The organism is Herbaspirillum sp. ST 5-3, assembly GCF_004804275.1.
GTDB lineage: Bacteria > Pseudomonadota > Gammaproteobacteria > Burkholderiales > Burkholderiaceae_D > Noviherbaspirillum.
The window spans coordinates 674,366-690,455 of the sequence record NZ_STGI01000001.1; the positions used below are offsets into that span (position 1 = coordinate 674,366).

At 62.4% G+C, this 16,090-nt stretch carries 6 protein-coding genes; all 6 read left to right on the plus strand.

Translation table 11 applies throughout. The annotated features are described in order from the left end of the window. The first annotated feature begins 64 nt into the window (after positions 1 to 64). Positions 65 to 511 (plus strand): Lrp/AsnC family transcriptional regulator, encoded by a 447-nt coding sequence (locus E6W33_RS03290; RefSeq protein WP_168798494.1) that lies wholly within the window; start codon positions 65 to 67, stop codon positions 509 to 511. A 132-nt stretch (positions 512 to 643) separates the two neighbouring features. Continuing rightward, positions 644 to 2,188 carry a methyl-accepting chemotaxis protein gene (locus E6W33_RS03295; protein WP_168798495.1) on the plus strand — a complete coding sequence of 515 codons (1,545 nt, stop codon included), beginning with the start codon at positions 644 to 646 and terminating at the stop codon, positions 2,186 to 2,188. Between the two features lie 285 nt (positions 2,189 to 2,473). Then, on the plus strand, positions 2,474 to 6,034 hold the full coding sequence (locus tag E6W33_RS03300) for an indolepyruvate ferredoxin oxidoreductase family protein (protein ID WP_136414218.1): 3,561 nt from the start codon (positions 2,474 to 2,476) through the stop codon (positions 6,032 to 6,034). A 361-nt stretch (positions 6,035 to 6,395) separates the two neighbouring features. Beyond that, positions 6,396 to 7,028, plus strand: coding sequence for a hypothetical protein (locus E6W33_RS03305; RefSeq protein ID WP_136414220.1), 633 nt, complete (start codon positions 6,396 to 6,398; stop codon positions 7,026 to 7,028). Between the two features lie 191 nt (positions 7,029 to 7,219). Further along, complete coding sequence (locus E6W33_RS03310; RefSeq protein WP_136414222.1) at positions 7,220 to 12,571, plus strand: hypothetical protein; 5,352 nt, start codon at positions 7,220 to 7,222, stop codon at positions 12,569 to 12,571. Positions 12,572 to 12,758: 187 nt separating this feature from the next. Beyond that, positions 12,759 to 16,037, plus strand: coding sequence for a fused isobutyryl-CoA mutase/GTPase IcmF (icmF, locus tag E6W33_RS03315; protein WP_136414224.1), 3,279 nt, complete (start codon positions 12,759 to 12,761; stop codon positions 16,035 to 16,037). Positions 16,038 to 16,090 lie beyond the last annotated feature (53 nt).

Below are 16,090 nucleotides of genomic sequence, written 5' to 3' on the forward strand. Positions count from 1 at the left end.
ATGGATAATGCAAGGCAAAACCACTCCTTAACCTTGTCTTTCATTGAAATAAATGGGTTTGACCATGAAAATCGAATTTGACGCGATGGACGCCAAAATCCTCGAAATCCTGCAGGGCGATGCGCGGACCACGCTGGCCGAAATCGGCCGCCGCATCCACATGAGCCAACCTGCCGTTGCGGAGCGGGTCAAGCGCATGGAAGCCGCCGGCGTCATCACCGGCTACCATGCGCGCATCAATCCGGCGGCGCTCGGTTACGGCATCACCGCCTTCATCCGCGTCTCCAGGCGCAGCCATGAAACGCCGGTCGAGGTGGTCGCCGCGCAAGTGCCTCAGATCGTTGAATGTCACTCGATCACCGGCGACGACTGCAGTATCGTCAAGGTGGTGGCCTCCTCGGTCGGCGAGCTCGAAAAGGTGATTGTCGAACTGACACGCTGCGGCGTGACCTCGACCTCGCTGATCCTGTCTTCCTGTATCGAACGCAAGGCGATCAAGCCGGTCGGCTAAGGCCGGCTGATATTCGGTTAGCAGGCTGTTTTCGCGCGCTTTGACCTAGCGCAACGAAATCGGTATCGGGACGGACTACTTTCCGCATTACAAGGAATCATCTTTTCCTCGCTGCGCCCCGAAAGGACTGAAATGCTTAACAGGATTTCCCTCAGGTACGGCATGTATATCGGGGTCTTTGTCGCGGTGACGCCGCTGATCCTGGTGCTCTTCTTCCAGATCTTTTTCAGCAGCAGCCTGCAGCAGCGGGTAGACCACGCGCTCGGCACCTACGATGTCGGGTTGCAGGCGTCCGCGCGTTACAAGGATTTCCTCAATGGCGTGTATCGCGACGCAAGCGCCGGCAAGCTTGGCGACGACACCCTGAAAGCCTTGAACGATGCAACGCTGAAGGCGGACGAACTGGCAAAGCTCGCGCCGGGTTCCACTGCCGGAGCGGCGAGCGAGAAGCTCGGCAAGCTGCGCTCGGCACTGGCTGCGAGCAACACGCCGGAATCCGTGGCGGCGCTCAAGCCCGATGCTGCGGGTGCCGACGCGGCGCTGGCGAGCGCGGTTAGCGACATCAAGACGCAGCTGTCGGCCCTGGTCAGCGACGACAACAAGGCCGCGCGCACCAGGAGTTACATCCTGCTCGGCGTGGTCGGCATGACGCTCGTGCTGCTCGCCTTCGTGATTCACCAAATGGTCATCGCGGTCACCAGGCCGCTCGCGCTGGCGGTGGAAGCGGCCAAACGCGTCGCGCAAGGCGACCTCTCGCACGACATCGAAGTCGATCGCCATAATGAAATCGGCGTCTTGCAGCAAGCCCTGTGCGACATGAACCATGCGCTCATCGCGATTGTCGGCGACGTGCGCCGCGCATCGCAGGAAATCGCGCGCGGCACCGAGGAAATCGCCAACGGCAACAACGACTTGTCGCGCCGCACCGAGCAGCAGAGCGCCAGCCTGGAAGAAACGACGTCCAGCATGGCGCAACTGACCGTGGCCGTCGGCCATAACGCCGACAATTCGCGCCAGGCGAACGAACTCGCGCAAAAGGCATCGCAAGTCGCCGTCAAGGGTGGCGAGGTGGTCGAGCAAGTGGTCGGCACCATGGGTTCGATCAACGACAGCTCGCGCAAGATCGTCGAGATCATCGGCGTCATCGAAGGCATCGCGTTCCAGACCAATATCCTCGCGCTGAATGCCGCGGTCGAAGCAGCGCGCGCCGGCGAACAGGGCCGCGGCTTCGCCGTGGTCGCCAGCGAAGTGCGCAACCTGGCGCAGCGCTCCGCCGCGGCCGCGAAGGAAATCAAGGACATGATCGGCAGCTCGGTCGACAAGGTCAACGACGGCACCCGGCTGGTCGAACAAGCGGGCAACACCATGCGCGAAATCGTCGGCGCGGTGAAGCATGTCACCGAAATGATGGCGGAAATCCAGGCGGAGTCCGCCGAACAGAAATCGGGCATCGAACAGGTGAATCAGGCGATGCGGCAGATGGATGAAATGACGCAGCAAAACGCCAGCCTGGTGGAAGAAGCGACGGCGGCAGCCGAAACCGTGCGCGAGCAGACCGGCAAGCTTGCGGCGGCCGTTGGCAGATTCACGCTGGGCGACGACCGGATGCTTGCCGGTCCGGCGCAAATGACACCTCGACTTGTCTCGGGCACCCATCTGAAACTCGCGTCGAACTGAAGCCTGGCGCAGTCTGCCGGGCCGGAGCAATCCGGGCCGGCAGCAAACATTGTCTTTGTTTCAATTGTCCAACCCAAGGGTTGGCGAGGTGTCTTTTTTTCTCCTGATTCACATTCCGCATTTGCCTAAGCAAGCGGCTCCGGCTTACACTTCCATTCATGGCAATTTCGCTACGCGATTTTGCTGGTACGACCGCCACAACGGTCCTGCAATCTGGCAACCAAGCGCCTTACCCGGCGTTCTCGTTGCCAGACGCTATCCGAAAAACAATTTTGGAGACAGTTCATGCTCACCGATACAGCAGCATCCCCTGCCGGGGTGCCTGACGCCGCCTCGCGCGCCGCCACCACCCTCGCCTCCGTCAAGCTCGACGACAAATACACCAGCACCAGCGGCAAGATTTTCATTTCAGGCATCCAGGCTTTGGTGCGCCTGCCGATGATGCAGCGCCAGCGCGATCTCGCCGCCGGGCTGCATACCGCCGGCTTCATTTCCGGCTATCGCGGCTCACCCCTGGGCGGCCTCGACGAAAGCCTGTGGAAGGCGCAAAAGCTGCTGGAAGAGAACCACATCAAGTTCGTGCCCGGCGTCAATGAAGAACTGGCCGCCACCGCCGTATGGGGCACGCAAACGGTCGATTTGATCGGCCCGGCGAAATACGACGGCGTGTTCGCCCTGTGGTACGGCAAGGGCCCGGGCGTGGACCGCTGCGGCGACGTCTTCAAGCACATGAACCATGCCGGTTCCGCCAAGCACGGTGGCGTGCTGCTGGTGGCCGGCGACGATCATGCCGCGTATTCCTCGACGCTGCCGAACCAGTCCGACCACATCTTCTCGGCCTGCATGATCCCGATGCTGTATCCCTGCAATGTGCAGGAATACCTCGACCTCGGGCTGCACGCCTGGGCCATGTCGCGCTACGCGGGCTGCGCGGTCGGCTTCAAGGCGCTGGCCGATACCGTCGAGTCGACCGCCTCGGTCGATGCCGACCCGTTTCGCCTGCAGATCGCCTATCCAACCGACTTCATCATGCCGGAAGGCGGCCTGAACACGCGCCTGTCGACCGACACGCTGGGCGTGCAGGCGCGCAAGCAGGAAGCGCTGATGCAGGATTACAAGATCTATGCCGCACTGGCCTATGCGCGCGCCAACAAGCTCAACCACACCACCATCGACAGTCCGACGGCGCGGCTGGGCATCATCGCTTCCGGCAAGTCTTACCTCGACGTGCTCGAAGCGATGGAAGAACTCGGCATCGACGAGAAGATGGCCGCCGATATCGGCATCCGCGTCTTCAAGGTCTCGATGCCCTGGCCGCTGGAGCCGGACAGCGTGCGCGAATTCGCGCAGGGCCTCGATGAAATCCTGGTGGTGGAAGAAAAGCGCCAGATCGTCGAATACCAGTTGAAGGAGCAGCTCTACAACTGGCGCGACGATGTGCGTCCGCGCGTGATCGGCAAGTTCGACGAGAAAGGCGAATGGGTGCATCCGCGCGGCGAATGGCTGCTGTCCCCGAAGGCCGATTTCTCGATCGCGCAGGTGGCGCGCGTGATCGCGCAACGCATCGCGCGCTTCCACACCAGCGATTTGATCAAGGCGCGCCTGACCTTCCTGGAAGCGAAGGACCAGGTGCTGTCCAAGGCGGTCAACACACCGCCCCGCCCGGCCTGGTACTGCTCCGGCTGCCCGCACAATACCTCGACCAAGGTGCCGGACGGCAGTCTCGCGCTGGCCGGCATCGGCTGTCATGTGATGGCGACCGCGATCTATCCCGAGCACAACAAGCTGACCACGCACATGGGCGGCGAAGGCGCGCCCTGGATCGGACAGGCGGCCTTCTCCAAGCTGCCGCATGTGTTCCAGAACCTCGGCGACGGCACCTATTTCCATTCCGGCTATCTGGCGATCCGCGCGGCGGTGGCGGCGAATGTGAACATCACCTACAAGATCCTCTATAACGATGCGGTGGCGATGACCGGCGGCCAGCCGGTGGACGGCATCACGTCGGTGCCGATGATCGCGCAGCAGATGGCGGCCGAGGGCGTCAAGCGGATTGCATTGGTGACCGAAGACTTGTTGCGTTACGCCGACCGTTCGTCCTTGCCGCAGATCGTCACCCTGCATGACCGCAAGGAACTCGACGCGGTGCAGCGCGAACTGCGCGAAGTGCCGGGCGTATCGGTGCTGATCTACGACCAGACCTGCGCAGCCGAGAAACGCCGCCGGCGCAAGAAGAATGAATATCCCGATCCGCCCAAGCGCCTGTTCATCAATGACGCGGTATGCGAAGGCTGCGGCGATTGCGGCGTGGCCTCGAACTGCACGTCGCTGATGCCGCTGGAAACCGAGTTCGGGCGCAAGCGCACCATCGACCAGTCCTCGTGCAACAAGGATTATTCCTGCGTGAAGGGCTTCTGCCCGAGCTTCGTCACGGTCGAGGGCGGCACGGTCAGGAAGTCGAAGACCGGCGCGGCCAAGCAGGACGACTTCGGCCCGCTGCCCGACCCGGTCCTGCCGGCGTGCGATGCGTCCTTCAACATCCTGCTCAACGGCATCGGCGGCACCGGTGTGATCACCATCGGCGCGCTGATCGGCATGGCCGCGCATCTCGAAGGCAAGGGCGTGTCGGTGCTCGACATGACCGGCATGTCGCAGAAGAACGGTTCGGTCACTTCGCACATCCGCATCAGCAAGACGCCCGGCACGATCCGCGCGCAGCGCATCGCCACCGGCGAAGCGGACCTGGTGCTGGGTTGCGACATGCTCACCGCCGGCGCGCAGGATGCGATTGCAAAGATGCGTCCGGGCCGCACGCGAGCGGTGGTCAACACGCACCAGCAGCCGACCGGGCATTTCACGAAGAACCCCGACTGGGCCTTCCCGCTGGGCGAGGTGCAGGCGCTGGTCAACGAGTCGGTCGCCAACCGGGCCGATTACATCGATGCAACGAAGCTCGCCACGGCGTTGATGGGCGACGCGATCGCGACCAACCTGTTCATGCTCGGCTTTGCCTGGCAGAAGGGGGCGCTGCCGGTGTCCGAGGCGGCGCTGCTGCGCGCGATCGAACTGAACGGCGTGGCGGTCGAGTCCAACAAGAGAAGTTTCCTGTGGGGCCGGCGCGCGGCGGTCGATCTGGCCCGCGTCGAGCGCATCGCCCTGCCCGGCAAGCCGGTCACGCTGCACCTCGCGGAAAGCCTGAGCGGACTGGTTCAACGGCGCGTCGCCTTCCTCACCGATTACCAGGATGCGGACTACGCGGCGCGTTACGAGGCTCTCGTCAATACGGTGCGCAAGGCCGAAGAAGGACTCGGCAAGGGCGACAAGCTCGCGCGCGCGGTGGCGAAGGCGTACTTCAAGCTGATGGCGTACAAGGACGAGTATGAAGTCGCGCGCCTGTACACCAATGGCGAATTCGTCGAGAAGCTGAAGCAGCAGTTCGACGGCGAGTTCAGCCTGAAATTCAACCTCGCGCCGCCCTTGTTCGCGAAGAAGGATGGCAACGGGCATCTGGTCAAGGCGGAATACGGCTCGTGGATGTGGCAGGGCTTCCGCCTGCTGGCAAAGATGAAGACGCTGCGCGGCACGAAGCTGGACGTGTTCGGCTACACGGCCGAGCGCAGGATGGAACGGGCGCTGATCGAGGAGTACCGCGACGTCATTCTGGCGCTGCTGGATCGCCTTTCCGACGACAACTACGCGCAGGCGGTGCAGATTGCCGCCCTGCCGGAGAAAGTACGCGGGTTCGGGCATGTCAAGGCGAAGGCGGTGGATCGCTACCATGCCGAGCTTGCCGAATTGCAGCAGCGGTTTGGCGAGACGGCAAAAGGCTTGTCGCACGCCGCCTGACTCGACCTGCTTCAACCTGCGCGCCCCTGTATCAGCAGGCATGCGATGCCGGCTTTTCCTTGCGAGGAAGGGCCGGCATTTTTTTGGAGTGAGAACAGTCAAGACGCCACATTCTTCCTGTCTGGAACTGCCTTGGCTTCTCAGGCACACATAGTCACTGGCGAAACCTTTCTCACCCCGACCCATGCCTCCCAAAATTCCTCTGTCTTCGCCCAAAGCGCAGCTTGCGGATCAGGTCCCGAACGTTCAGCATTTGAATGCGTCGGAAGCACCGAGCCCGGCCACGTCCCAGGTACGGAGACCGAGATCCGCGAGCGACAAGCCTCTTCAGATTCAACGGGAAGCCGGACGCCCTCTTGCCTTGCAAAAAAACGCTTCACAACTCTCTGCCCATGAGAAAGCGCTCGTCAAGCAAACGTATGAAGAGAACCGCTATTACCATGGGACCGGACACAAGAAGGAAATTGAGCGAGTAGGCCTGGACACAAGGCGCAAGACCGCTGGCGCGACAAAGGCTGTCGCCGACATGCAGCTTCTTGATGAAAGTCTTGTCGACCCAGCGCGGAACTTCAATTACTTCACCCAAAACAAGGTATTGGCGAAGTATTTCGCGACGACTGCCAGCGGCGACACCAATTCTCCCGGCCTGGTAAGAGCCCTTATCAATAGAGACAGGATGCGGCTGGAGCGCGATCCCGATATGGAAACAGACCCCGCCTCCCCGTTTTACAACGCGGCCCATCGCACATCGGCAAGCGTGCCGCCGGAATTTCTGCTGCATTCAAAAAAAGGGACCCCACGTCCGCCAACAGCCGCAATACGCGTTTTTAGAGAAAAGCTTGCCGAAAAAGGCGTAAAGCTGTCTGCCCGCGCGGCAGCTCGTTTATTGAAGCAGGAGCAATCGGATTCTGAAGATGATTTCCCCGTTGATGGCTCCGCAGCGCAAGAAGTGGCGGATTTTCTGGGCGGCAGTGGATCGCAGGCGAAGGAGTAGAAGCATCAAGGGCTCGCCACGTTCGATCTTCTTCGGCCTGCGCGTCATCCTGACGGCAGGCCTGCGATGCCGATATTTTTAATGGCGAGCGAGAAAAGTTGAGGGACCATTTCCCTGCCGGTGGAACCGCCTCGTGAGACGGCATCACGCATGACAAATCGGACAGCCTGGAACCAACTGAAAGCGTCTCCATGCAAGGCAAGGTCTCACGTACGCATCACCCAACTCCCGCCGGGGGCAGCGAACGCGTGGCCGGTTCCGCTCAGCGCATCCTGGACCAGGCATTTGCGTCGAGGGGAGACGATCTTCTGTATGTCGGCAATGGCAGGCTATACCAGCAATTGTTGAGTATCAGCCCTGCGGCGCTGCAGGATGCACGGCAACTGTCGACCTTCGCCACGCTCCTGGCCAATGCGGCCGGGCACATCGACAGGGCGGCGTCGCGCGATCTGGGAGGCGCCGCGCAGCGCGATCGATTGCGCGCCGAGACGCTGGCCAGGCTATCGTCCATTGCACAGCATTGCAATCAGCGCGATCGCGCCACGGGATTTTTTTCGCAATTGAACGCCGCAGCGCGGGTAGGCTTCTGCAATGCGTTCAGCAAGTTCCCATCGGACGCGCAATGCCGGACAGCGTGCGCGGGCATGGCCGGAAGCTTGCGTCGTCTCGATGGCATGTCGGCCCAGCATGTCTCCCTGTTGGCCAATGCCTTCGCCAAGTGGCCACAGGAGCGTGAATGCCGCCAGGCCAGCGGACGACTGGCACAGTGGGTAACAAGCCGATCGGATGCCCATCTCGCCAGGCTGACGTCCCAGGAACTGGCCCTCCTGGTCAACGCCTTCTCCAGGCATCCGGATCTTGCGCACTGCCGCGCTGCCGGCGCACGCATGGCAGGTCAGGTAGCGGATTCCGCGCTCGACCTCGAAAAATTCACGCCGCAACATCTGTCCAATCTGGCCAATGGCTTCTCCAGATGGCCTGACGATGCGTCTTGCCGCGTCGCGTGCGAACGCCTGGCGGAGCATGTGACGATGCCCGCGGTGAATCTCAGGCAATTCAACTCGCAATGCCTGTCCAACCTGGCCAATGCGTTCGCCAAATGGCCCGACGATGCGCGCTGCCGCAACGCATGCGCACGCGTCGCGCAGCAGGTGACGAGCCGATCGGCTGCGGACCTCGGAAAATTCACGCAGCAGCATATGGCCAATCTGGCCAATGCCTTCTCCAAATGGCCGGAGGATGCGCACTGCCGCAGGGCCGGCGCGCGCCTGGCACAACAGGTAACGGGCAGATTGGTGGCCGCCCCCGCCGAATTCACCGGGCAAAATATGGCCAACCTGGCCAATGCGTTTTCCAAGTGGTCCGACGATGCGCATTGCCAGCTTGCCTGCACGCGGCTGGCGCAACAGGTGGCGAACCAGACGGTCGCTCTCGATACATTCAACTCGCAAGATCTGTCCAATCTGGCCAACGCGTTCTCTGCGAGGCCGGACGATGCGATTTGTCGCGCTGCATGCGCGACCATCGCGCGGCAGATCAGGAACCGGCCGGCGGAAGACCTCGCGCAATTCACACCGCAGGGCCTGGCCACGCTGGCGATCGTGTTCGGCAAGCAGGCGGACAATGGAGACTGCCGCGCTGCGGGCACGCGCATTGCGCAGTTGATGACGGATCCGGCTGTCGATCCGGCGAGGTTCGACCTGCAAGCCGTGGCCAATCTCGCCAACGCGTTCGCCAAATGGCCGGACGACGCGCATTGCCGCGCAGCGTGCTTGCGCCTGGCGCAGCAGGTGGCGAATATGGATAGCGTGCGATTCGATGCGCAGAGCTTGTCCCATCTGGCCAATGCGTTTTCCAAGTGGCCAGGCGAAACGAAATGTCGCACGGCGTGTACGCGGCTGGCGCAAGGCGTGACGGATCCGGCGGTCGATCTCGGTACCTTCGCGCCGCAATCCCTGGCCACACTCGCCAACGCGTTCTCCAAATGGCCGGACAACCCACATTGCCGTGCGGCGCAAGCAAGGGTGGCGCAGCAACTGATCAATCCGCTTGCCGATTTCCACGAATTCACACCGCAAAATCTGTCCAACCTGGCCAATGCCTTCGTCAAATGGCCGGACGATGAACGCTCCCGCCTGGCATGCGTGCGCCTGGCACAGCGCGTGGCGGACCCGGCCGTCGATCTCGGCGCATTCACCCCGCAAGCCCTGTCCAATCTGGCCAACGCCTTCGTCAAATGGCCGGACGACGCGCATTGCCATGCAGCCTGCGTACGCCTGGGGCAATGGGCGACCGGACCGCAGGTCGAGCTCGGGAAATTCTCGCCGCAGGAGCTGTCCAATCTCGCCAACGGACTCGCCAAATGGCCGGAGGATGAGCAGTGCCGTGCCGCGTGCGCACGCCTGGCGGAGTGGGTCGCAGGCCCGCATGTCAATCTCGATACATTTCGGCCGCTCGACCTGGCCAACCTCACCAATACGTTCGCGAAATGGCCAGGCAATGCGCATTGCCTGGCAGCGTGCGCACGTCTGGCGCGGCAGGTGGCGAATCCGGCCAAGAACCTCCAGGCATTCAAGGCGCAAGAGCTGACCAATCTGGCCAATGCATTCAGCCGGTGCCTGTCGCCGGAGGCCGAGGACGAAGATCCCGCGCTCTTGCAGGGACTCAGCCGCATTGCCCGGCATGTCGCCGCGCAGCCGGACATGGTCGCCGGATTCGGCGCACTGGACATCGGCCAGATGCTCAAGGCGCTGCGCCGCGACGAACTGGAGGACGGACTGAACCGTCTTGCGCCGCCCTGCCTTGCGCGCCTGTCATCGCTGCGTGCCGCCGACAATCTCAAGACTGTGAATCTGGAAACCGTGGGCACGCTGTGCATCGGTCTGCGGCCGCTATTGCGCAACAGGCGGCTCGGCCAGCACAAGCAGGCATGCGCGCAACTGCTGCATCAGCTGCAACCCATCGTCGAGCGCAAGCTCGGCCTGTTTCTTCAGCAGAGCCAGCATGAGGAAGCCTGTTCCACCCGCTGTCCCGCGCTGTCGTGCTATCAGATCCTGGCAACCTATCGGACGCTGGTGCAGGCCGACGTCAAGGTAGGCGCGCCGGCCGCCGCCAATCTGGACGAGTGGACCAAGGCACTCTACGCGCGCAGCGCATCGCTGCTCGAATCCGACCTGTCCGACTATAGCTGGAACACCATTGCGCAGCTTGAAGCCGAAGAGCCCAGCGAGATCCTCGACCGCTTCGTCGAGAACCACCTGGAACGGATCACGGCGAAGCACCCGCCGTCGTCATTCAATCTGGAGGCGGCATTCGATAGCATGGACCATCCGCCGCAACTGCCGCAGGGTCAAGACGGGCTGATGCGTGTGCCGCAGGTCAATCTGCGCGGCCGCCGCGTCGGCGATGAGACGCCGGAACAGTATTCGATTCTGGCGCGCCTGACGCAAGGCCAGGTGCCGCTGGTGCTGGCCCAATTGCCAGGACAGATGAGCAAGCTGCTGCTCGGGCGCATCGTCCATGTGGACAACGTACCATACCGGCTCGACCTGTTCGGCGGCAGCAAGATGAAGATCGAGGGCATGACGCTGGATCGCATCTTCAGCGAGAGCGACAAGCCGGCCGCGCGCAGCTACGGTAAGCTGTTTGCGGCACCGCTGGCCGACAGTGCGCCGCACAGCGATCTGGCCCGACTGATGACCCAGATGTTCCCGTACCAGGAGAGTTTCTATTATTTCCAGCGCATGATGATGTCCTCGCCGCCGGGGATGAGCACGCGGCCGGACGGGCATGTACTCGAAGGCAATTTCAGGATCGGCATGCTGCCGGATCGTCAGGCCGGCGTTCATCCGTTTCACATCCGGGATGCGCAAGGACAGTCTCTCGCGCTGCAGCCGCATGACGGCTGTGGCTTCATCAAGCAATCGTTGGCGCAGAAGATGGCGTGGTATGAGCCGGCGCAACAGGCCTCCCCCTATGGCAAGCCGCAATCGGCCAACCTGCCGGCGCACGCCTTGCAGCACTATGGTCAGAACGATGCCGTGGTCGAGGAAACTATCGAGCGAATGGTGCGGACGCTCAATGGAAAGGCGCCGGAAAAAGAGGAACTGTATCGAGCATTGACGGCCGGATTGATCCGGGGCGACATCGCGGTGGCAGTGCCCTCGGCCGACGGCAAGGTGCATTTGCCACGGCAGAAGAGCGCTGAGTTCGACGCGCATCGACATGCGAATCTGTTGATCGGCAAAAGCCCGTACGACAAGCCGAACCTGCGGCCTCTCGAGCAGGAGCGCGTCGCCACGCAGGACGACGCGACCGCGCGCTTCCTGTCCGCTTGCACCGCGTTTCAGTACAGCTTTGTGGCACAGCAGCTAGGCGCAAGCAAAGACGAGGGCAAGGCGCCCTTGATGGGCGCCAAGGGCATTCTGGTGGTGCTGCCCGATGCCCTGTGGCCGGAGACGTTCAGCGGGCAGGACCTGGTGATGTCGGCCGAAGACATGAAGCTGCATTCGAGCTGGACCGACGCCAAGCATCGCAGCAACGAGGACAGTCTGTTCGAGGCCCGCGGGATACTGGCCACCACCAATATTTTCCCGCCCGGTTCGACGATTGCGATGCCGCTGGCCGAGCAGAAGAAGCTCGATGGCGACTTCGATGGCGATCCTTTGCTGATCCTGGCCAATCGTCCGGCGCTGTTTGCGCTGGTGCGCGAGGCCGAGCAGCAGCGTGAGGATGCCGCATCGCTCAAGCCGCCGAAATCGGTTACGCCCGCACTCGACGAGTATGGGCAATACCGCTTCGGCCGTGCCAATCAGATCATGGCCACGCGCGGCCAGGTGCTGGAGGATTTCGTCGGCTTGCAGATGGCTTTCCTGGCGCTGCAGGCCGATCGCCGCAGCGAGGTCGCGCAACGCATTGCGGCCCGGGTGTATGAAGGTCAGGACGCGCTTCTCGGGAAAGAAGCTCCCGCGTACGTGGAAAACGATATGGCGCAAACCGCGCGCAATCTGCTGAGCATGGGGATCAAGATCGGCACCGACGCCTACAAATCGGACACCGGCATCGAGACCTACAGGCAGGTGGCGCTGAGCATCAAGCGGCTGTTCTCGCAACAGAAGGTCGTCACGGCGGTGCCCTACGGCAAGGGGCTGGCACGCAAGCTTGCGGCGGGACGTTTCGATCCGGAGGAGAGCCTCGCGTCGCTTGCCTCCAATCCGACACTGGCTGCGCAGGTGATGCGTGGGGCGATTGCCCGTTTGCATGCGAACGACATGCTGCCGAAGGCGCAGATGTCCGCACCGAACGAAGCGCATGTCGCGGCGCCTGAACCGGAACCGGAGACCAAGCCGCAAACCGCACCGCACAGCAAGCCGCCGGCCTGGGGCGGAAACTCGGCGCAGCATTTGCGTGCTCGGCTGCGGGCAGATGCACGGTCCGATCACCCGCCATCCCAGGCCGAAACCAGCGGAAGACCGGCAATAGCAGGGCCGCGCCCCCAATTGCAAGCTTCGTCGCCGCAGGTGCGAACCAGAAAGCGCGCCTGACTTCGGCGCAATGTGCACGCCGAAACGATTCCCTCCTTCAACACGGCCGGGCATTACCCTCCTGGAAACATTGTCTGCCGGATGACGGCAACCGGATTGACGTTGTGTTAGATTGACGTTAACGTAAACGTAATCCGCCAGTTCCGCCATGCGCGGCGCCACCGAAAAGTAGATAAAGAGACAAGCAATGACCGACCTCTCCGTAGCCCAGAAACTCACCGAATACAAACCCGCCAACAAGGTGCGCTTCGTCACCGCAGCCTCGCTGTTCGACGGCCACGACGCCTCGATCAACATCATGCGCCGCATCCTGATGGCCAACGGCGCGGAAGTGATCCACCTCGGCCACAACCGCTCGGTCGACGAAATCGTCACTGCAGCCTTGCAGGAAGACGCGCAAGGCATTGCGATCTCCAGCTATCAGGGCGGCCACGTCGAGTACTTCAAGTACATGATCGACCTGCTGAAGCAGCGCGGCGGCGCGCACATCAAGGTGTTCGGCGGCGGCGGCGGTGTGATTGTCCCGGCCGAGATCGACGAGCTGCATGCCTATGGCGTGACGCGCATTTTCAGCCCGGAAGACGGCCAGCGCATGGGCCTCGTCGGCATGATCCTGTCCATGATCCAGGCCTGCGATGTCGACCTGTCGCCCTACGCACCGACCAAGCTGGAAGCACTGACCAAGGGTGACATGGTCGAGCGCCAGCGCCCGCTCGCGCAACTGATTACCGCGCTGGAAAACGACAAGGTCGCCGCCAAGCTCAAGACCGAACTGCACAAGGCCGCCGACACCATCAAGACGCCGGTGTTCGGCATCACCGGCACCGGCGGCGCGGGCAAGTCCTCGCTGACCGACGAACTGATCCGCCGCATCCGTCTCGACCAGGACGACGCACTCAATATCGCCGTGGTGTCGATCGACCCGTCGCGTCGCAAATCCGGCGGCGCGCTGCTGGGAGATCGCATCCGCATGAATGCGATCAATCCGTGGAATAACCAGTCTCGTGTATTCATGCGCTCGCTCGCCACGCGCGAAGCCGGTTCCGAAATCTCGCAGGCGCTGCCCGACGTCATCGCCGCCTGCAAGGTGGCCGGCTTCGACCTCGTGATCGTGGAAACCTCCGGCATCGGCCAGGGCGATGCCGCCATCGTGCCGCATGTGGACCTGTCGATGTACGTGATGACGCCGGAATTCGGCGCTGCATCGCAACTGGAAAAGATCGACATGCTCGACTTCGCCGATTTCGTGGCGATCAACAAGTTCGACCGCAAGGGCGCGCAGGATGCGCTGCGCGACGTGGCCAAGCAATACCAGCGCAACCGCGAGCTGTTCGGCAAGAAGCCGGAAGAGATGCCGGTGTACGGCACGCAAGCCTCGCGCTTCAATGACGACGGCGTGACCGCGCTGTACCAGGGCCTGCTGCCGAAGCTGACGGTGCTGGGATTGAAGGCCAAGCCCGGCAAGCTCGCGCCGGTGAACGTGCGCAGCTCCTCCGGCAAGAACGCGATCCTGCCGCCGGCCCGCACGCGCTATCTCGCCGAAATCGCCGACACGGTACGCGGCTACCACAAGAACACGGCCAGGCAAGTCAAGCTGGCCCGCGAGCGCCAGCAATTGCAGGAAGCCAAGCGCATGGCCGCTGCCTGCAGCAAGACCGCCGACCTCGACGACCTGATTGCCGAACGCGACAACAGCCTCGACGCCAGCGCGAAGAAACTGCTCGCGATGTGGCCCGACATGAAGGCCGCGTATGCGGGCGACGACTATGTGGTGAAGATTCGTGACAAGGAAATCCGCACGCGCCTGGTGCAAAAGACCCTGTCCGGCACCACGATCCGCAAGGTGCAGCTGCCGAAGTTCGAAGACCATGGCGAGATCCTGCGCTTCCTGATGGCGGAGAACGTGCCCGGCTCCTTCCCCTACACCGCCGGCGTGTTCGCCTTCAAGCGCGAGAACGAAGACCCGACCCGCATGTTTGCCGGCGAAGGCGACGCCTTCCGCACCAACCGTCGCTTCAAGCTGGTGTCCGAAGGCATGGACGCCAAGCGCCTGTCGACCGCCTTCGACTCGGTCACGCTGTATGGCGCCGATCCGGCGCCGCGCCCCGACATCTACGGCAAGATCGGCAACTCCGGTGTGTCGATCGCCACGCTGGACGACATGAAGGTGCTGTACGACGGCTTCGATCTGTGCGCGCCGAACACCTCGGTGTCGATGACCATCAACGGCCCGGCGCCCACCATCCTCGCGATGTTCATGAACACCGCAATCGACCAGCAACTGACCAAGTTCCGCGCCGACAACAAGCGCGAACCGACCGACGATGAAGCGGCCAAGATCCGCGAGTGGGTGCTGGAGAACGTGCGCGGCACCGTGCAGGCCGACATCCTGAAGGAAGACCAGGGCCAGAACACCTGCATCTTCTCCACCGAGTTCTCGCTCAAGGTGATGGGCGACATCCAGGAATTCTTCGTGCACAACCGGGTGCGCAACTTCTACTCGGTGTCGATCTCCGGCTATCACATCGCCGAAGCCGGCGCGAACCCGATCTCGCAACTCGCCTTCACGCTGTCGAACGGCTTCACCTTCGTCGAAGCCTATCTCGCGCGCGGCATGCACATCGACGATTTCGCGCCCAACCTGTCCTTCTTCTTCTCCAACGGCATGGACCCGGAGTACACGGTGCTGGGACGCGTCGCACGCCGCATCTGGGCAGTCGCGATGCGCGACAAGTACGGCGCCAACGAGCGTTCGCAAAAACTGAAATACCACATCCAGACCTCCGGTCGCTCATTGCACGCGCAGGAAATCGATTTCAACGATATCCGCACCACCTTGCAGGCCTTGATCGCGATCTACGACAACTGCAACTCGCTGCACACCAATGCGTACGATGAAGCGATCACCACGCCGACCGATGAATCGGTGCGCCGCGCGCTCGCGATCCAGCTCATCATCAACCGCGAATGGGGACTGGCGAAGAACGAGAACCCGAACCAGGGTTCCTTCATCATCGAGGAACTGACCGATCTGGTGGAAGAAGCGGTGCTGCAGGAATTCGAGCGCATTGCCGAGCGCGGCGGCGTGCTGGGCGCGATGGAAACCGGTTACCAGCGCGGCAAGATCCAGGAAGAGTCGATGTATTACGAGCACCTGAAGCACGACGGCACCCTGCCCATCATCGGCGTCAACACCTTCCGCAATCCCAAGGGCGACGCCACGCCGCAGACGCTGGAACTGGCACGTTCGACCGACGACGAAAAGCAGTCGCAACTGAAGCGTCTCGCCGAATTCCAGTCACGTCACGCGGACAAGGCGCCCGCCATGCTGCAGAAACTGCAGAAAGCGGTGATCGATAATGAGAACGTGTTCGCCGTGCTGATGGATGCGGTGCGTTACTGCTCACTGGGGCAGATCAGCAATGCCTTGTTTGAGGTGGGCGGGCAGTATCGACGCAACATGTAGTAACTCCCTATCCACGGAAGGCGCGGAAAGAACAGAAAAATCCGCGTGCCTTC